Origin of the sequence: Micromonospora sp. NPDC048842 (genome assembly GCF_040649935.1) — a bacterium.
Taxonomy (GTDB): domain Bacteria; phylum Actinomycetota; class Actinomycetes; order Mycobacteriales; family Micromonosporaceae; genus Micromonospora; species Micromonospora hortensis.
This window is the reverse complement of sequence record NZ_JBEZGK010000007.1, coordinates 23583-41425: the sequence shown is the minus strand read 5'-3', so window position 1 is coordinate 41425 and position 17843 is coordinate 23583. Positions and strand designations below refer to the sequence as shown.

Below are 17843 nucleotides of genomic sequence, written 5' to 3'. Positions count from 1 at the left end.
GATAGGCTCGACGGGTGTGTGCAGCTGAGCGTCCGATCGACCCGGCCGGTACCGGATGGCCCGCCCGTCTCCACGTGGTGACCGGCAAGGGCGGCACCGGTAAGACCAGCGTGGCGGCGGCGCTGGCCCTCGCGCTCGCCGCCGGCGGCCGGCGCACCCTGCTGGTCGAGGTCGAGGGGCGGCAGGGCATCGCCCAGCTGTTCGGCATCGAGTCGCTGCCCTACGAGGAGCGGCACCTCGCCGACGCGCCGGGTGGCGGTGAGGTGCGCGCGCTCGCTGTGGACGCCGAGGAGGCGCTGCTCGAGTACCTGGACATGTTCTACAAACTGGGCGCGGCAGGCCGGGCGCTGCGCAAGCTCGGCGCCATCGACTTCGCCACCACCATCGCGCCCGGCCTGCGGGACGTCCTCCTCACCGGCAAGGTGAAGGAGGCCACCACCCGCACCACCGGGCAGCGGCGCGCGTACGACGCGGTGGTTCTGGACGCCCCGCCGACCGGGCGGATCGGCCGGTTCCTCAACGTGACGGCAGAGACCGCCCGACTGGCCAAGGTGGGCCCGATCAAGACCCAGAGCGAGGGGGTCGCGGCGTTGCTGCGGTCCCCGATGACAGCTGTGCACGTGGTCACGCTGCTGGAGGAGATGCCGATCCAGGAGACGGTCGACGCGATCGCCGACCTGACCGCCCTCGGCTTCGGTGTGGGGAAGGTGCTCGTCAACGGGGTCCGACCGCCGCTGCCCGCCGGAGCGGCGGTCACCGCCGCGGAGCTGAGGCGCGGGCTGGTCGCCGCCGGGCTGCCTGCCGATCGGGACATCGTGGCCGGGTTGCACGATGAGGCGCGTGACCAGCTCATCCGGCGCGAACTGGAGGATTCGCTCCGCGCCGACCTGGTGGAGTTGGGGCTGCCGATGATCGAGCTGCCGTTGCTGCCCGACGGGGTTGATCGGGCGGGGCTCGCGACGCTGGCCGAGGCGCTCCTCCGCGCCGAATGACTCACACCTGAGCGCAGCACGGGCGCGCGGACCCACCGGCCCGATACGCTCGATTGGTGCCTTCCGAAGACGCGGCGCCGCAGCTGGACGTCGACCAGATCCTCGCCGACCCGGGCGTGCGGATCGTCGTGTGCTGCGGTGCCGGCGGAGTGGGAAAGACGACCACGGCCGCGGCGCTGGCGCTGCGGGCAGCCGAGCACCACGGCCGGCGCACCGTGGTGCTCACCATCGACCCGGCCCGCCGGCTGGCCCAGTCGCTGGGCCTGACCGAGCTGGACAACACGCCGCGCCAGGTCAAGGGGATCGACGTCGAGGCCAGCGGCGGCGAGCTGCACGCCATGATGCTGGACATGAAGCGCACCTTCGACGACGTGGTGTTGCAACACACCGACCCGACGAAGGCCGCGGAGATCTTCGCGAACCCGTTCTACCAGGCGATGAGCTCGACCTTCGCCGGCACGCAGGAATACATGGCGATGGAGAAGCTGGGCCAGTTGCACGCCCGGGGCGAGTGGGACCTGATCGTGGTGGACACTCCACCGTCCCGCTCGGCACTGGATTTCCTGGATGCGCCGGCGCGGCTCTCCCGCTTCCTCGACGGCCGGATGCTGCGACTGCTGCTGGCCCCGGCGCGCAGCGGCGGTCGGAGCATGTTCAGCCTGGTCACGGCCTCGTTCGGGATGTTCTCGAAGGTGGTGCAGAAGGTGCTCGGCGCGCAACTGCTCACCGATCTGTCCGGCTTCGTGGCGGCACTCGATTCGATGTTCGGTGGTTTCCGGCAGCGCGCCGAGCAGACGTACCGCATCCTGCAGGCACGGGAGACGGCCTTTCTGCTGGTCGCGACGCCGGAGCCGGACGCGGTCCGGGAGGCCGCCTACTTCGCGGGCCGGCTGCGGGACGAGCGGATGCCGCTGGCCGGCCTGGTGCTCAACCGGGTGCACCGCCCGGCGGTTCCGGAGCTGGACGCCGAGCAGAGCCGGGTCGCCGCCGAGCGGCTGACCGAGCTGGGTGGGCATGAGGCCACCGCCGACGTGCTGCGGGCGCACGCGGCGTTGGCTCGCCAGGCGGTACGCGAGCAGCAGGTAGCCGCGCGGTTCACCAAGGCGTTCCCGGCGGTGCCGGCGGTGTCGGTGACGGCGCAGCCCGCCGACGTGCACGACGTCGACGGGCTACGGACGATCGGCGCGGCGATCAGCCGGCCGTGACCGTCGTCAGTTGGTCGCACTGACGAGGATCTTGTCCTTTCCAGCCTTGTCCTTGCTGTTCTTCTTCATCGCGGCTTCGAACATCTTGCGCCAGCTCGTCACCTGCGGGTGTCGACGCAGCAGCGCCCGCCGTTCGCGTTCGGTCATGCCGCCCCACACACCGAACTCGATCCGGTTGTCCAACGCGTCGGCCAGGCACTCGTACCGAACTGGGCAGCTCCGGCAGATCCGCTTCGCCACGTTCTGTTCGGCGCCCTGTACGAACAACGCGTCCGGGTCCCCGTTCTGACACGCCGCCAGCGACGGCCAGTCAGTGATCATGCCCATGTGTACACGTCCCCCCTTGCAGTACCTACCGACCTCGTCGATGCACGCCAGCCGGCAATTCCCCCCGATCGCCCGCTCGCCTTCCCCAAGGCGGCACGGACGACATGTGGCGCTGTCGCCGCCCCCATCATGCTCTGTAGTCGACTGATTACGCAACGTTGTCGACGAAATCCATCATTCCGGACACTCCCGGCTTCCCGGGCCTTCGACCGCCGGTTACCCCGCCGAGCTCGGCGATAACGCTGCGCCGCCTCACCGAATCGGAGGAGACTCACGCCGGGTCACACGCAACCAAGCACCGGGGGTCGTGCGTTTAGCACAACGAGGGCAGCGCGCGCAGGAAATGGGCCAACAACGCCCAGGCGCCCCTCGTTCCCTACTCGCGTACCATGCCGAGGTGACCTGGATGCGGAAACGTGACCACAATGTGCTGACCAATGCCGCATCGCTACTCGTGTGCGGCCTGCTGGCCGGCGTGGTGGTCGCTGCGGCGGCCTTCCCCGCGGTAGCGATGTCCGGCCTGGCCGCGAAGGCCGGCGCCGAGACATTCGGCGCCCTGCCCACGGAGCTGACGGTGGCCCGCGCGCCACAGATCAGCTACCTGCTGGCATCGGACGGCAAGACACCGCTCGCGACGATGTACGACGAGAACCGACGGGACGTGAAGCTCCCCGACATCTCGCTGCCCATGCAGAAGGCCATCATCGCGGCCGAGGACCATGACTTCTACAAGCACAACGGCGTCGACATCAACGGTGTCGCCCGCGCGTTCGTCAACAACCAGAGCGAAGGCTCCGGCCGGCAGGGCGCCTCGACGCTGACCATGCAGTACGTCCGGCTGGCCATCGCCTACTCGGCCACCCACCCGGCGGACGTCGTCGCGGCGACCGAGGACACCAGCGCCCGCAAGCTCCGCGAGATGCGGCTGGCCCTCCAGGTCGACAAGGAGTTCTCCAAGGACGAGATCCTCACCCGCTACCTCAACCTCGCCTCGTTCGGCAACGGCGCGTACGGCATCTACGCCGCCAGCCAGGTCTACTTCGGTAAGCCGCCGAGCAAGCTGAAGATCGAGGAAGCGGCGTTGCTGGCCGGCATGGTCAAGGCGCCGACGACGAACGACCCGACCACCGAACTCGGCTACCCGCTCGCGCTGGATCGGCGCAACTACGTCATCCAGAACATGGTCGACATCAAGGCCATCACCCAGCAGGAGGCGGACGCCGCCAAGGCGACCAAGCTGGTCGTGAAGGACAAGCGCACCCCGAACGGCTGCGTCGCCGCCAACGTCAACGAGTGGGGCTTCTTCTGCGACTACTTCTACCGCTGGTGGATGGATCAGGAGACGTTCGGCTCGACCAGGTACGACCGGGAGCGCCGGCTGAAGAGCGGCGGCTACAACGTCGTGACCTCGATCGACATCCAGGCGCAGCGCGCCGCGGACAAGGCGGTCCGTAAGGCCAAGAGTGTGAACAGCAAGGAAGCGGCGATGGTCGCCGTGGTCGAGCCGGGCACCGGCCGGGTGCGGGCGCTCGCGGTCAACAGGCAGTTCAAGCTCGACGACCCGAAGAACCCGAAGAACAAGATCTCCAGCGATCCCGCGAAGAGCAAGAAGAAGATTCGGGGCAACTACCCGGCGACGGTGAACCCGCTGCTCACCGGCGGTGACGGCATCACCGGCTACCAGGCCGGGTCGACGTTCAAGATGTTCACCATCGTCGCGGCGCTGGAAAAGGGCATCCCGCTCGGCCACACCATCAACGCGCCCAAGCAGTTCCGGTCGGAATACATCATCCAGCCCGGCCCGGCCGCCTGCCCGGGGACCAACCTCTACTGCCCCACCAACTCGACAGAGAGCATGGCCGGCGTCCACAACATGTGGAGCGCGTTCGGCCGCTCGGTGAACACCTACTTCGTGCCGCTCCAACAGCAGGTCGGCGCCGAGAACGTGGTCAAGGCCGCCAAGCGGCTGGGCATCAACTTCCGGTCCCAGGAAGACCTGGACCTGGAGAAGGGCGCGCACCAGTGGGGTGCCTTCACTCTCGGCGTCTCGCAGACCACCCCGCTGGATCTGGCCAACGCCTACGCCACCCTGGCGGCGGACGGCAAGTACTGCGAACCGATCCCGGTGCAGGAGATCCGCGACCCGGAGGGCAACAAGCTGGACATCGCCAACCCGCGCTGCGAGAAGCGTTTCAGCACCGAGGTGGCCCGCGCCGCGGTGGACGCGGCCCGGTGCCCGGTCGGTGACAAGTCGTCGTCCTCCCGGTGCACGGGGGCGACCGCCGGAAACGTCCGTGGCGACGTCGGTTACCCGGTGGCCGGCAAGTCCGGCACCACCGACTCGGAGAAGACCGCCGCACTGGTCGCGATGACCAAGCAGTACGCGGTCGCTGGCATCATGGCCGACCCGGACTGGCCGCAGACCAACGTGAAGATGAAGCACAAGGAGCAGGACGGCATCAACCCGCCGGTCTGGGAGACGCTGCGGGACGCCATGAAGGGCAAACCGAAGATCTCGTTCGAGGCGCCGGGCCAGAAGATCTCCGAGGGTGACCAGCGCAGCATCCCCGACGTGAAGTGCGTTTCGGTGGACCAGGCGAAGTCCCGGCTCAAGGGCGCCGGCTTCGAGCCGGTCGTCTCCAGCGCGAAGGTGCCGTCCTCCTGCAAGGCGGGCGACGCGGCCGGCACCAGCCCGGACGGGCGCACGATCAAGGGTGGCGTGGTCACCATCGAGGTCAGCAGCGGCGGCGGCACGCCGGGTAACACCAACGGAACTCCGGGCGGCCAGCCCGGGGGCCGACCCGGTGGTCGCCCCGGCGGCTGAGCCGACGAGTAGGACACGACGGGCGGGCACCCTTCTCGGGTGCCCGCCCGTTTCGTCTGTCCGGGCCGGTGGGCGGCTGCGACATCCGTCGTGCCGCCCCGCTGAGCCCGCCGGGTCAGAGACCGAGCTGTCGGCGTACCTCGGCAGCCACCCGGCCACCCTCGGCCTGGCCCGCCACCGCGGCCTGGGCCGCCTTCATCGCCGGGCCCATCTGGGCCTTGCCGGTGAAGCCGCCGGCGGCGAGCGCCCCCGACACCAGCTCGGTCAGCTCGGCGTCCGAGAGCTGCTTGGGCAGGTAGCGGTCCAACACCTCACCCTCGGCGCTCTCCTTCGCCGCCTGCTCGGCGCGCCCGGCGTCGGCGAAGGCGGTCGCCGCCTCCCGACGCTTCTTGGCTTCCTTGGTCAGCACCGCGAGCACCTCGTCATCGGTGAGCTCGCGCTTGGCCTTGCCGGCGACCTCGGCGGTGCCGACGGCAGCCAGGGCCATCCGCAGCGTGGAGGTGGTCAGCTCGTCGCGCGCCTTGAGCGCGGTACGCATGTCGGCAGTGAGGCGGTCCTTCAGCGTGCTCATGGACGGTCAAACTACCCTGAACGCCATGCGAAAGCGCACACTATTCCGGCTCGCCGCCGGAACCGCCACGATCGGCGCGGCCACCCTCGCGTACGCGTCGCTCGTCGAGCGCAACATGTTCACCCTGCGGCGGTACGACGTGCCGGTGCTCCCAGCCGACGCGGAGCCGCTGCGCGTGCTGCACCTGTCGGACCTGCACATGATGCCCGACCAGGCCCGCAAGCAGCGCTGGGTGGCATCGCTGGCCGCCCTCGATCCCGACCTGGTGGTGGTGACCGGCGACAACATGGCACACCCTGGCGCGGTGCCCGGGGTGCTGCGGGCCCTGCAACCACTGCTGGACTACCCGGGCGCGTTCGTGTTCGGCTCCAACGACTACACCGGCCCGGTGCTGAAGAACCCCTTCACCTACTTCCTGCCCGACCGGGAGTACACCGAGGGCGTCGAGCTGCCCTACGAGGAGTTGCGTCAGGTCTTCACCGGTGCCGGCTGGGCGGACCTCAACAACGCCCGGACCACGCTGAAGGCTGGCGGTCGACAGCTCGACCTGGTCGGCGTCGACGACCCGCACATCGACCGGGACGACTACCCCTCCGTGGCCGGCGCGGTGTCATCCTCGGCGGACCTCTCCATCGCGCTGACGCACTCACCCGAGCCACGGGTGCTCGACCAGATGGCGGCGGACGGCTTCGGGCTGCTGCTGGCCGGGCACACCCACGGTGGTCAGGTCTGCGTACCGGGCTTCGGGGCGCTGGTGACCAACTGCGGCCTGCCCCGCTCGATGGCGCGCGGTCTGCACCGGTGGCCGGGCTCGGACTCCTGGCTGCATGTGTCCGCAGGCCTCGGCACCCACCCGACCGCCCCGATCCGCTTCGCATGCCCCCCGGAAGCCAGCATCCTGACCCTCATCCCCCGCTGACCGTCCCGCTGCGCTGCCTCCGCTGCGCTGCCTCCGCTGCACCGCCCCGCCCCGCCCGATTCAAGATTCGCGCACCATCAGGGATGTTGCTGCCTCGGCGCGTCGTGAGGCGGCAACATCCCGGACGTTGTGCGGATCTTGACCACCGCGAGCGGGGTCGGGGCGGCGGGGGTACCGAGTTTGACCATCGGGGCGGGTGGGCTACTATTTGTCGGCACGCCTCGGGGTGTGGCGCAGCTTGGTAGCGCGCTTCGTTCGGGACGAAGAGGTCGTCGGTTCGAATCCGGCCACCCCGACCAGAGGTAAGGCCAGCTCAGGGCCGGTTTCCCGCAAAGGGGACCGGCCCTGAACTGTCTCCCGAGAGTGCCCGTGGGAGAATTCTGGGAGAAAATCTTGAAGAACGCGTCTCCCAGGGGCCTCTAGGTAGGCACCTTCAACAGCCGGTCGAGCGCGCCCACAGGTGAGCCGGGCGACATCTCTCGGCGGGCCGCAAGCGACGCTTCCCACAGGTCAGTGAGCGCGACCAGGAGGCGTTGCCGCATGTCCTGCGTGACGTGCGAATAGCGAGCCTGCACCGAACCATCCTCGTGCCCCATCCGGTCATCCATCAGTTTCGAAGGAATGCCCGCGCCGACCATGACCGTCTTGTGCGTGTGCCGCAGTCCGTGCGGCGTCAGACCGGGCGCGATCGGCAGCCAACACGAATCAGCTCGTGCGGCACCGTTCCGGCCACGCGCGGGCACACCTGGCCATGGGTCAGCCAGCAGCGGCACCGGTCGCGCCTCCTGCGGGGCCTTCTTCGGATACCAGCCAGTGGCCGACGGGTGGAAAAGCCACGTAGCGAAGCTGTTGCGCCGCCAATGAGCCGCCAGCTCTCCCGACGATCGAGCGCCACGGACGTATCCGAGGTCTTCGGCCGCAGCCAGCACCTTGACGCGCGTCGCCTCCCGCACGACCTCTGAGTGATTCATGGCCGCAGAGGCGGTACCGGTCGATACGCCCGCGCGACGGGCTACGTCAACCAGCTTCGGCCCTGGTCGTTGTGCCGCCCCATTGGCGACCCGATAGCCGCCAAAGACATATTTGAGTCCGTGGCACGAGCACGGCTTAGGTTGCGTACTCGCGATGTGATCGGACACCAGCCCGAATAACCACGGCGGCAGATCGACCGTACGGTGGGAGTCATCCTTGGGCGGGCAGCGGTGCAGTTCGCCGGTGTCGAGTTCGTATAGCTGCCACTCCACTCGCAGAGTGGTCGAACGCACGTACTGCGTCTCCAACCCGACCAGTTCGCCCCACCGAATTCCCGTGTACCCCTTGAGCACAACGGCCGTGAATTCGTCGTCGCGACCGGACAAGAGCGCAGCGCGCTCGGCAAGCAGCAAGATGCCAAGCGGGTCCGTGACGGCCTTCTCCGGGCCGCGGTTCCTAGAACGGCCTGCGCGCTTACCTCGTCCACGGCGGCGGGTGGCGGGGTTGGAATCCCGTAGTCCCTCTTCGACGGCGTCGGCAAGGATGAGGTGAAGGGTGGCGCGCCATGTCTTGATACTCGACTCGGCATAGCCGAGAGCCCTTTCCCTCTTTTCCCAAGCGGCCACATCCGTGGCTGTTATGTCGGCAATCGCCGCGTGCTCAAACGCAGGTAGCAGATGTTCTTCGATGTGTCGCCTGTAGTTCTGCAACGTCGATGCGGCCAGGTCTTGAGCCGCGTACCACCCGCTGACGTACTGGCCGAAGGTAATCCGGCCCGCCGCAGGGTCACGAAGGCGGCTGGCGCGCACCTTGGCTTCCTCGTCGTTGGCGGCGCGTTCGGCCTCACGCTTGGTGCGGAAGCGAACGGTTCCGCCGGTCGCGTCACTGACGGTGCCGTATCTGCCGGACGTTGTTTTGTACCGGCCGCGCCAGTAGTTCCCACGATTCTCGGCGTATCCCAAACCGGTTTCCTTCCCATAGGACAGTGCCGCCCGCCAGAGGGGCCGGGCGGCACCGGAACGAATTGCCTAGGCGGCGATGGGGGGTTGCTCGGCCCCGGAGCGTGCGCGGCGGGGCGGTCGTGCCTTGAGTTGGACCGTCGAATCGGTGCTCCTTGAACGACTACGGCGCGGGGCGGAAGTCGTGGGGTGTCCCGATAGCGGATCGGCAGCAGGTCGGCGTTCGAACAGTCGGACAATCTCCGCGACATGCTCGTCAGTGAACCGGTAGCTCCCTCCGATCCAGCTATAGGGAATCCGATCGTTCCGGGCCTGCTCTTTCACCCACCACTCCGAACAGCGGAGAATCTTGGCGACTTCGACGGCGCGGTACAGCATTCCGGGAGAACCTGTCTTTTTTGGGTGAAGCTTTGGGGTGTCCGGCTTCACGCGCGTGCCTCCTCAGTGACAAGTCGTGGGGGCAGTGGTCGGCTGAGACGAATCGTGAGGGCTTTCCGGTCGACTTCGGTCGGAAGTGGAGGGCTGGGAAGGCGTCGCTTCAGAACGGCGCAGCGCGGCCCACTGAGAGCCGCGTACAGCCAAGATCCGCGATGGGTTGGGGTTAGACCACGCGTGATCTGGCTGTGTGGCTCTCAGCGGGTCGCGATGGTGGGTCGGCGGCGGGCGGCCGGTTGTCCTGCGTGGGAGCGGCTGAACCATCTCCGCATCTCCGCATCTCCGCAAACATGGCTGTGAGCTGGGCAAATGCTTGCGGAGATGGTGCGGGGTGGTGAGGGGTCATCTCCGCATAGAGGTGGGATCTCCGCAGTTGGTTGCGGAGATGCGGAGATTGATGTTCCTCTTGGTTCTGATCTCCGCAGGGTGTTTTACCTGATAGAGCGGGGTCGGTGCGGAGATGCGGAGATGCGGAGATGGTTCAGCGGGTTTCACCCCTCGTGATGCTCAACCCAGAACACGGACCGGTCACCTCGGTCGTTTCGGCCGGCACGCACGACGTGTTCACCGCGCCACCGCCCTGCCTGCCCGGTGAGCAGTCGGCCGAGTTGCAGGGGGTTGGGTAGGCGGCCGTTGTGGGTGGTGATGAACTGCCCGTCCCATGGGTCGTTGACGTCGCTGCCGAGGTGCATGGGCTCGCCGTCTTGGCGGAGTTCGGCGGCGGTCATCGCACGTCCGCCGTGGCGGTCGTGCCAGCAGGTGAGGAACGCGCGCCAGCGCGTTTCGTCTTCATCGATCTCACGGATATCGGCGGCGTTGGTCAGGAACCCGTCGATGCCGTGATGTGCCAGGAAACCGCCGAGGGCTTGCGCCCACGGGGTGAACTGCCGCATCGACAACCCGGACACCCGAGGTGCTCCCTGCCGGGTCCAGTCGAGCACCAGCACCAACAGGTGCCACAGGACAGTGAGTTGGTTTGCCGGGTCGGTGATCCACTGGTCAAGGTGCGGGATGCCGAACCCGCGTTGGTCGCGCAGCTCGGGGCGGGGCATGTCCGGGTCGAGGCGCACCCGCACGGTTCGCGACGCCATGTCCCCGCCGACTTGCAGGTTGTTGCCGGTGGCCATCCACAGCCGGTCGTTGACGGTGGCGACGTTGCGCGACGCGCCTAGCTGCCGGTCGGACCACACACCCGAGGTGACGAGCTGGGCAAGGACGGCGGAGTCGATGACGGTTCCCTCAGCCAGGTTGTCCCAGATGACCACGCCGACCTGCTCAGCCAGCACCGCCGTGATGGACTTGCGCAACTCTTCATCGGAGTAGGCCCAGGTCATGACCCGCTGCCCGTAGAGCATTCCCGGCCCGGCGGTGAGGATCGTCTTACCGCTGGATGGCATGGTGGCGTCGATCAGCGCGAACGGCGTCAGGGAGCGGGTGAAGTGCCGCAGGATCGGCGTGGCCAGCAGCGCCACGTAGTTGGCCCGGTCAGCGGCGCTGGCCCACGGGAAGTCCCGCAGGAACCGGCCGAGCAGGAACGTGCGCGCCTCGTCGACCTGCTCCGGGGTCGGTTCGTCCGGCACCGGGGGAAGCGCCACCTTGGACGCCAGGTAGAGGCCGGTCGCCGGATCGTAGCCGGGCTGCTGCAACAGGGTGCCGTCGCGGCGCAGCACCGGGGCACCGATGATCCCGCGCAGCGGCGGCACCCCCGGCCACGTCTTCCCGGCCAGCACGGACGACAGGATGTCCCGGGGCGGGGTCACCTCGTCTTCGTAGACCTCGGGATCTCCGGTGTCGCTCTTGCGGGTCTTGAGCCGGTACACGTAAGCGTGCTCGGCCAGCAGCCCGGCCAGCCCGGCGGGGTTGACCATGCTCGCGGACACCGGAAGCGGGGAATCCTCGTCGGCGGCGGTGGCCAGCCCACCGGACACGGCCTCCATGTGCACCAGCGCCCCGGCGGACACATAGGTATCGGGTAGCAACCCGTCGACCAGCGCGGCCTTGAGCACGCGGATCGTTTCGGGGCCGGACCCGATCTGCAACCGCGTGCTCATGCGGCGAGTCCTCCCGTGGGTCGTTCGGCGACAACCGGAGTTGTCGGCGTGCGCGCCAGCTCGGCCAGCACGGCCATCTGTTCGGGCATCCCGCGCGTGCCGTCGAGCGGCCGGCGGGCGTGGGGCCACACGGCCGTAACGGGGTCGGCGTAGTCGCGCCCGGCAAGCACGGTGACAGTGTCGGCCACGTCGATGCCGAATCGGCGCGCTTGCGCGCGGACGGTCGGCACGCTCACCGCGCCGGGCTGGCCCATGCGCAGCTCGTACGGCTCGATCACGGTGTCCGGGGTGACGAGCCCGTAGCGGGCGGACAGGATGAGCAGCCGTCCGCCGATTCGGTCCGCCGCCCGCCGGCATGCGCGGTGGTAGCTGCCGGTGTACATGCGCCCGGCGGGCGCGGGCCGGTCGAGCTTCGCCACGCCGCACGGCACGATCACCACCGCGTCGTCCCTGCCCATCACCGTGCGCCGCATCCGGGCGTTGACGGCGTCGGCGTATGCCTTGCTGGCTGCCTGCCGGGTAGTGCCCATCGCCCGGCCCACGTCGGCATACGACCACCCGTCGATCAGCACCGCGTCGACCGCAATCCACTCCCGGGCCTCCCGGCACGCGGCCTCCAAGGTGGCCAGCACCGCGAGAGCATCCGAGGGAGTCTGCGCAGCAGCCAGCGCGGTCGCGTGGCCGGCGACGAAACTGGTTGCCGCATGGAGCTGGGACGCGCCGTGACAACTTCGGTTGTCACCGATCCCGCTCATGCTGCCCGCCCTACGCTGGTCAGGTGGCGCGGGTTGTTCGCCCCGATCCGCAGCCCGGACGCGATCGTGCGGGCGACTTCCCCACCGGGCAGACCGAGCGACAACGCAGCGGGTTCCAGCGCGGCGGCAACGTCAGCGTCGGTGAGCGCACCCCCGGCCACGAGCTGTCCGAGGGCCACGGCTGATGCGAACAGGGCGTGATTGCGCTGCCCTTCGGCGGAAGCGCTGAGGTGGGCGACCTGCCGGCGGATCGCCGCTGCCAGGTACGCGCCGCGCCGATCAGGCGGCAGCGCCACCGGAGCGGCCCGGTGGGCAGGTCGCGGGGCGGGTGCGAGCAGCCCGGCTACCCACGCGGGCAGTGGTGCCGGGTCGCAGTCCAGCGCCACGACGTAGGGGTGGCCGGCGGCGGTGCTGCCGGCGGCCACGACGTAGCCACCGTGGGCTCGGGTATCGACCTTCCACCCCAGCCCACCTCGGTCGCCGGTCGTGTTGCGAAGCAACGGTCCGGCCGTGGGCTGGCGGTAGTACAGGTGACTGCCGCCGCTGGCCGTGGTCACGGTGTACGTGGCGTCGATACCGCCACGCGGCGCGTCGGGTCCGACCCCGTCGAACGGGTCGAGCGGGGTGCCGTGGCGGGCGGCGAGGGTGGCGAACACGTCGAGGCCGTCACACGCCCCGGCCCACTGCGGCGGCGGGGTGTCGTCGGCGTGTTTGGGTACGTCGAGGTCGACCACGACCAGCCCGGAGGGGCCGCAGGCAATGCCGATGCCGTAGGGGCGGGTCGACCACGCCCGGCGGATGCGCTGCGGGTCGGTGGTGGCGCGTTCCTCCCAGCCAACGTGGCGACCGGCGGCGCGGCAGCGCGGGTCGGTGCGGGGGCAGTGCTCGGCGGTGCAGCGGTTGGGAAACGCGGGCCGCTTGGCCGCATCGGGGTCGTCGGGTCGGTCGTCGGGACGCAGGGGGAAGACGTGCCAGCCGCGCGCGGCATGCGCGAGCGCGGCGGCCAGAAGGTCGGGCATGGGGCATCTCCCAAAGGCTCGGGGGGGATGGGTCAGGCCGAACGGCGGGCGGCGCGGGCGGCCGTGAGGTCGATCAGCGCGCCGCCGGAGGCGTCCGGGGTGCTGTTGGGTCGCTGCCGGTCGGTGGCGACGCTGAGGCGCAGATAGAGCCGGTAGCGGCCGGCGTCGGCACCGGTCAGCGCGTGGCGGGTGCCGCGCTGGACGAGGTGCCCGGCGTCGGTCAACACGGCGGCGGCGGTGTCCAGCTCGGCACGAGTGCCGATGAGCCAGATCTCAAGACCGTGGGGTCCGGGCATCAGGCAGCCCGCTTCGGTCGGGGCCGTCCGGCGATGGCGGCGCGAGCGACGGCCTGGCGCAGGTCACCGAGCAGCCCGACCAACTGCCGCCGGGCCGCCACCTCGCCCGGGGCGAGCGCGATCCGGACGCGCACCTCGGCGTGCTCCCGCCCGGCGGCGGTGCGCACCCGCACGAGCACAGCGCGGGAGCGCCCGGCGACGTCGACCACGATCTCTTCCGAGCGGTGCTCACCGAGGTTGCAGCGATGATCCATGCCGCACCACTCGGTGTGGCCGGTGGCGCGGCGGTTCATCGGCCCGCGTGCCGGCGCAGCCGGCGGAAGTGGTTGAACGTGCGGCGACCGATCCGCAGCCGCAGTCCGGTGCCGGTGCAGCGGCGGCAGTCATGCCGCCCGCGCAGAGCGCGAGGGCTGCTCGTGCGCCGCAGCAGCCGCCGCCACATTGGCGGCGGCGCAGCACCGGTGCCCTTGCAACGGTGACAGGCAGTGAACGGCTTGACGTAGCACGCTGCGGCGTAACCGACAGCGACGATCAGGGCAAATCCGGCGAACCAGACTGCGGACATTCCGGACGTGTTTGTGCTGGTAGCGGCCACGGTGAACGTCATTGGATGCTCCAAACAGGGGGTTACCGGCGGTAGGCGGGGTGCGCCGCTACCGCTACCGGTGAAGATCGGTGCTGGTGGGGCGGGTAGCGGCCCGGGTAGCGGCGCCGCTACCCCTCATCGGTCCGCTACCCGCCCCCGCTACCGGCGTCAGCCGGCATCGCCCTCGCGCTGTTGCGCGGCAGCGGTGATGTCCGCGAGGTACGTGCCCTTGCGGGTCGAGCCACCGGACTTCACGTTGCGTGACTCGACGCCCTTGCCGCGCACGAGCGCGGACAGCGCCTCCGGGGTGACGGCGGAGTATGCCTCGGGGAACCGGTCGGCCAGCCTGCCGGCCAGGGTGTCCCAGTGCTGGCCGCGCTCGGCCGGCACCCAGACGGCCCGCAGGTCGTCGAGCACGTCCCGGGCGGCGGGCAGATCAGCCGGGCCGGTGGTGCCGCCGCGCAGGGCTACGCCCCGGGCGCAGACCTTCTCCACGGCGGCCCGGTCGAGGTACGCGGCGCGGACGGCGGACATCTGCCCGTAGCCCACCCGCACGCCCCAACCGGCGTCGACACCGATCTCGAACTGCGTCGGCCGGGCACCCTGCCGGTACGCGCCCGTCCCCAGGGCTAGGTCCGTCTCGACGTGCGATGGGACGGCCAGGCACGTCCGCAGGGCGATGTTCGACGTGACGCCCTTGGGCAGCGACTGGTTGTCGATGCGCTGCGTCATCAGCACGAGGTGAATACCCAGCGCCCGGCCACGCTTGACGATGCTGGTCATCGCGGCCGTGGCCGACTTGCCGATCTCCGGGTCGGTGATCAGCTCTTGCACCTCGTCGACAGCGGCGACGATCGGCCGCAGCCGCGCGTCCTTCGCTGCAATGGCTCTGTTCAGCTTGTTCTCGCTGTTCATGCCCTGCGTGGCGTAGTGCTTGATACGCGGGCCGCGCACGTCGCACTCCTTGAGCAGCCACATCAGCATCCGGTACGCGTTGGCCTTGGTTCCCTCGTCCGCACCCGAGCCGAACAGGTCCGGCGGGCACAGCGGCTCGAACGCGTCGAAGTCCCCGCGCCCGGCCAGGTCGAACACGGCGAACTGGGCAAGGGGGTCGAGGGCCATGCCGGCGAGCACCACCCGCGCCGACAGCGACTTGCCAGAGCCGGGGAACCCGGCGAACAGGCTGTTCCGCTCGTCCATGCGGTACTCCACCGGGCGCATGCGCGGGTCGAACCCGTAGACGAACGGCTTGAAGTAGTCCGTCTGCCCACCGCGTAGCAGCGGCCACGGCGGCTGCTTCATGGCCGACACCGGACGGTCCGCCACCCACAGCGCGAGCCGTGAGGGGTGCTCGCGGGGCATGACCTCCGGCCACACCTGATCCATGGGCAGGCGCAGCCCACCGGCCAGCTTGGGCCGTTCCTCCACCACGTCGACCGCGATCACCCCATCGGGCAAATCCACGATCGCCAGGTAGCCGGGGCCGTCACGGCGGATCTCACCGACCCCGGCGGGGAACACGATGTCTTCGGGCCGCTTGACCAGACCGGTGGCCATGATGCCCTTGCGGGTCAATTCCGCGGTGAGCTTGCGGTAGATCGGCCGCACGACGGTGCGGACCAGGATTGGCTTATCCAGCGGTCGGCCGTAGCGGGCCAACCCGACCAGGCCAGCGGCCAGGACAGCCAGCTTCACCGACCACGGCGTCACGTCAGCGGCGAGCAGCATCCCGCCGCTACCGGTGGTGAGGGTTGCGGCGCCGGTGACCCACCACCGCCACGACGCCTGCCGCATCCGGTGCCGGTCGAGGTCCAGCCATGTCTTCGGGTCGTTGCGGTTCGCCGCGTCCTGGCGCAGGTGCCAGTTCCCCGTTTCCGCGCTGGTCCAGCCCAGCACCCGCGAGAACAGCCGCGCCGCGCCCTTGGGCGCGTACCAGGCGACCTTTCCCGCGTAGACCGGCGACAGCACCACGTGCGTGCCGACGTGATACCCGGCCGCGCTCGCCGCGCGGCGCAGCATGTCGCGACGCTGGTAGGAGTCGGTTAGCCACAGCGGCAGCACCGGCCCGGACCGCCGGTCCAGCACCTCGGCCAGGTCGGGGCGGCGCTCCGGCGGGTCGACCGGGCCGCCCACCACGACCGGGTCGGGGGTGACGGTTTCGGCGTCCGTCGCGTCGGCGGCGGACAAGCCCTGCGCGGCGGCGGCCCGGTCCGCGCGCCGCTGCGCCAGATCCACGATCCGGGCGGCCTTGTCGTCCGGGGGCGGGTCGGTGGGGTTGGTGATGGGATCGCTGGTCATGATGGGGGTTCCTCCAACGGTCGGGAGATCGATCGGGGGGCCGGCGGCGCGGCGCGGGTTGGTAGCCAGGTGGCCGCGCCGCCGGGCAGGGGTTACCAGCGGATGGTGAAGTCGCCCCGGATCTCGTCGACCTGCCGGCCGACCTTGGCGTTACCGGAGCGGATGTTCTCCGTCTGGGCGGGCGTGTCCTTGCTGGTCGGAGCGGGCTTGGGGGTTTTGCTGCCCTTGACCTCGCCGACCTGGATGGCAACGCGGTCGTTGCCGGATGCGCGGTTGGTGCGGCCCACGGTGGGGTTCCCTTCGGTTGTGCCGTCAGCGGGTCTGGCGGCCACCGGACGCCACCGGGTGATGAGCCGGTGGCGGCGGAAGCGGTCAGCGGTGCCGGGTGTGGGGAAGGGTTAGCGGCGGTCGCGGGGTGCGGCGCGGCCGTTGAGTTGCCGCCGCGCCTGCTGTGCTTCGCGGCTGTCGTGCAGGGCCTGGCGCTGCCGCTCGGCCTCAGCGCGGGCGGCTTTGCTGCCGGTGGCGGTCGCGGCGGCGTCGGTGTCGCGCCACCGCTCGTACGCGGCGGCGAATCGGTCGGCGCTCACCGCTTGCGGCCCTGCTCGGCCTGCCGGGCGGCGCGGGCGCGGTTGCGCTCGTCGGCTTGGCGCTGCGCCTCGCGCATCTGCGCTTCGCGGGCCTCACGGTTGCGAGCCACGATCCGATCGTGGTGCTCGCGGAGTTGACGGTCAGCCATACTGGTGGTCCTCCCGAGATCCCATGCGGGTGAAGGGGTTGGACCGGCGGCACAGCACTGGTTACCAGGCCATTTGGGCTGTGCCGCCGGGCGGGGCTACTTGTCGGTTGCGCCGCAGCAGCGGTGCGCCATCAGCGGCGGCCCTTGAACTGCTGGCTGAGCCGGCCGAAGCGGATGCGCTCGTCCTCGTCCATGACGGTCGGGGTGCGCCCGGCGGCCCGCTCGTCGCGGATCTGCCGGTCGAGGTGCTTCGGGTCGACCTTGATCTCACGGGAGCGGCCGTTGCTGTCCTCGCTGAACAGGTACTTCTTACCCACGGTGGTTCCTTCCGTTGTGCCGTCCAGATCGGTTCTGGCGGCCCCCGCGCACCACCGGGTGATGAGCCGGTGGTGACGGGGGCGGTCAGGCCGCGATGAGCAGGGCGGAGACGAACAGGAATCCGATGTGCCAGGACTGATCCAGGGCGTACGCGCCGGTGCCGAGTGAGGGGTTGTCGTCGTGGCCGGGGCGCGGGGTGCCGAGGGCGTAGAAGCGGGCCGAGCCGAGGGCCTCGGCGATGCGCTTGAGCGGGGTGCGCCGATCCGCGATGTAGTGCGACACCGCCGAGACGGTCAGTCCTACGCCGACGGCCCACGGGTCGAGCCGCAGCCCCGTACCCGCGACCAGGAACACCAATGCGAGCAGGGCCGTGAGCGTGTAGGTGGCGACGTGGGCGGCGCAGGCGATGCGGCCGGGCCAGCCAGGCAGGCCCTTGCAGTCGGCTTGGTGCTGCGTCTGGATCCAGTGGTCGCCCACCTGATGAGCGACGTAGAGAGCGATGAACACGGCGGCGAACGTCGCCGCGTGCACGCCGGTGGGGTCTGCGATCATGAGGGGTATCTCCCGAGGGTCGCTGAGG

General features: G+C 69.9%; 18 protein-coding genes and 1 tRNA gene. 5 read left to right on the top strand and 14 right to left on the bottom strand.

Features of this window, described 5'->3' with window-relative positions; all coding sequences use genetic code 11:
* Positions 1-14 precede the first annotated feature (14 nt).
* A complete protein-coding gene (locus AB0C19_RS11995) occupies positions 15-992 on the top strand; it encodes an ArsA-related P-loop ATPase (protein ID WP_357183292.1) in 978 nt (325 codons plus the stop codon).
* A 56-nt stretch (positions 993-1048) separates the two neighbouring features.
* Positions 1049-2197: an ArsA-related P-loop ATPase gene (locus AB0C19_RS11990; RefSeq protein ID WP_357183289.1), complete on the top strand. Its 1149-nt coding sequence runs from the start codon at positions 1049-1051 to the stop codon at positions 2195-2197.
* Between the two features lie 6 nt (positions 2198-2203).
* Here AB0C19_RS11990 and AB0C19_RS11985 read toward each other — a convergent pair whose 3' ends face one another.
* Positions 2204-2524: a WhiB family transcriptional regulator gene (locus tag AB0C19_RS11985; RefSeq protein ID WP_357183286.1), complete on the bottom strand. Its 321-nt coding sequence runs from the start codon at positions 2522-2524 to the stop codon at positions 2204-2206.
* A gap of 406 nt (positions 2525-2930) precedes the next feature.
* Between AB0C19_RS11985 and AB0C19_RS11980 the strand changes: the two genes are divergently transcribed.
* The gene (locus AB0C19_RS11980; RefSeq protein ID WP_357183283.1) at positions 2931-5348 is read left to right on the top strand and encodes a transglycosylase domain-containing protein; all 2418 of its coding nucleotides are present in this window, start codon (positions 2931-2933) and stop codon (positions 5346-5348) included.
* Between the two features lie 115 nt (positions 5349-5463).
* Here the strand turns inward: AB0C19_RS11980 and AB0C19_RS11975 are convergent, their stop codons facing one another.
* On the bottom strand, positions 5464-5919 hold the full coding sequence (locus AB0C19_RS11975; RefSeq protein ID WP_357183280.1) for a GatB/YqeY domain-containing protein: 456 nt from the start codon (positions 5917-5919) through the stop codon (positions 5464-5466).
* A 25-nt stretch (positions 5920-5944) separates the two neighbouring features.
* Between AB0C19_RS11975 and AB0C19_RS11970 the strand changes: the two genes are divergently transcribed.
* Both AB0C19_RS11970 and AB0C19_RS11965 read left to right on the top strand, forming a co-directional pair.
* Complete coding sequence (locus AB0C19_RS11970; RefSeq protein ID WP_350856968.1) at positions 5945-6838, top strand: metallophosphoesterase; 894 nt, start codon at positions 5945-5947, stop codon at positions 6836-6838.
* Between the two features lie 222 nt (positions 6839-7060).
* Positions 7061-7137 (top strand) — tRNA-Pro (locus AB0C19_RS11965).
* Positions 7138-7257: 120 nt separating this feature from the next.
* On the opposite strand, the gene AB0C19_RS11960 is transcribed toward AB0C19_RS11965, so the two are convergent.
* The 12 genes from AB0C19_RS11960 to AB0C19_RS11905 all read right to left on the bottom strand — a co-directional run bounded on the left by AB0C19_RS11960 (position 7258) and on the right by AB0C19_RS11905 (position 17815).
* Positions 7258-8772, bottom strand: coding sequence for a LacI family DNA-binding transcriptional regulator (locus AB0C19_RS11960; RefSeq protein WP_357183277.1), 1515 nt, complete (start codon positions 8770-8772; stop codon positions 7258-7260).
* 923 nt (positions 8773-9695) lie between these two features.
* Positions 9696-11255, bottom strand: coding sequence for a hypothetical protein (locus AB0C19_RS11955; protein WP_357183274.1), 1560 nt, complete (start codon positions 11253-11255; stop codon positions 9696-9698).
* Positions 11252-12010, bottom strand: a complete 759-nt coding sequence (locus AB0C19_RS11950) for a DUF6884 domain-containing protein (RefSeq protein ID WP_357183271.1) — start codon at positions 12008-12010, stop codon at positions 11252-11254. The genes AB0C19_RS11955 and AB0C19_RS11950 overlap by 4 nt, the downstream gene beginning before the upstream one ends.
* A complete protein-coding gene (locus tag AB0C19_RS11945) occupies positions 12007-13029 on the bottom strand; it encodes a bifunctional DNA primase/polymerase (RefSeq protein WP_357183268.1) in 1023 nt (340 codons plus the stop codon). Before AB0C19_RS11945 ends, AB0C19_RS11950 begins: the two co-directional genes overlap by 4 nt.
* Before the next feature lie 32 nt (positions 13030-13061).
* A complete protein-coding gene (locus AB0C19_RS11940; RefSeq protein ID WP_357183265.1) occupies positions 13062-13325 on the bottom strand; it encodes a hypothetical protein in 264 nt (87 codons plus the stop codon).
* A complete protein-coding gene (locus tag AB0C19_RS11935; protein WP_357183262.1) occupies positions 13325-13618 on the bottom strand; it encodes a hypothetical protein in 294 nt (97 codons plus the stop codon). Before AB0C19_RS11935 ends, AB0C19_RS11940 begins: the two co-directional genes overlap by 1 nt.
* Positions 13615-13932 (bottom strand): hypothetical protein, encoded by a 318-nt coding sequence (locus AB0C19_RS11930; protein WP_357183259.1) that lies wholly within the window; start codon positions 13930-13932, stop codon positions 13615-13617. Before AB0C19_RS11930 ends, AB0C19_RS11935 begins: the two co-directional genes overlap by 4 nt.
* A gap of 147 nt (positions 13933-14079) precedes the next feature.
* Positions 14080-16209, bottom strand: a complete 2130-nt coding sequence (locus AB0C19_RS11925; RefSeq protein WP_357183256.1) for an FtsK/SpoIIIE domain-containing protein — start codon at positions 16207-16209, stop codon at positions 14080-14082.
* Between the two features lie 92 nt (positions 16210-16301).
* On the bottom strand, positions 16302-16496 hold the full coding sequence (locus AB0C19_RS11920; protein ID WP_357183253.1) for a hypothetical protein: 195 nt from the start codon (positions 16494-16496) through the stop codon (positions 16302-16304).
* Positions 16497-16607: 111 nt separating this feature from the next.
* A complete protein-coding gene (locus AB0C19_RS11915) occupies positions 16608-16796 on the bottom strand; it encodes a hypothetical protein (RefSeq protein ID WP_357183250.1) in 189 nt (62 codons plus the stop codon).
* 280 nt (positions 16797-17076) lie between these two features.
* Positions 17077-17262: a hypothetical protein gene (locus AB0C19_RS11910; RefSeq protein ID WP_357183247.1), complete on the bottom strand. Its 186-nt coding sequence runs from the start codon at positions 17260-17262 to the stop codon at positions 17077-17079.
* Positions 17263-17347: 85 nt separating this feature from the next.
* Positions 17348-17815 carry a DUF3307 domain-containing protein gene (locus tag AB0C19_RS11905; protein WP_357183245.1) on the bottom strand — a complete coding sequence of 156 codons (468 nt, stop codon included), beginning with the start codon at positions 17813-17815 and terminating at the stop codon, positions 17348-17350.
* Between the last annotated feature and the right edge of the window lie 28 nt (positions 17816-17843).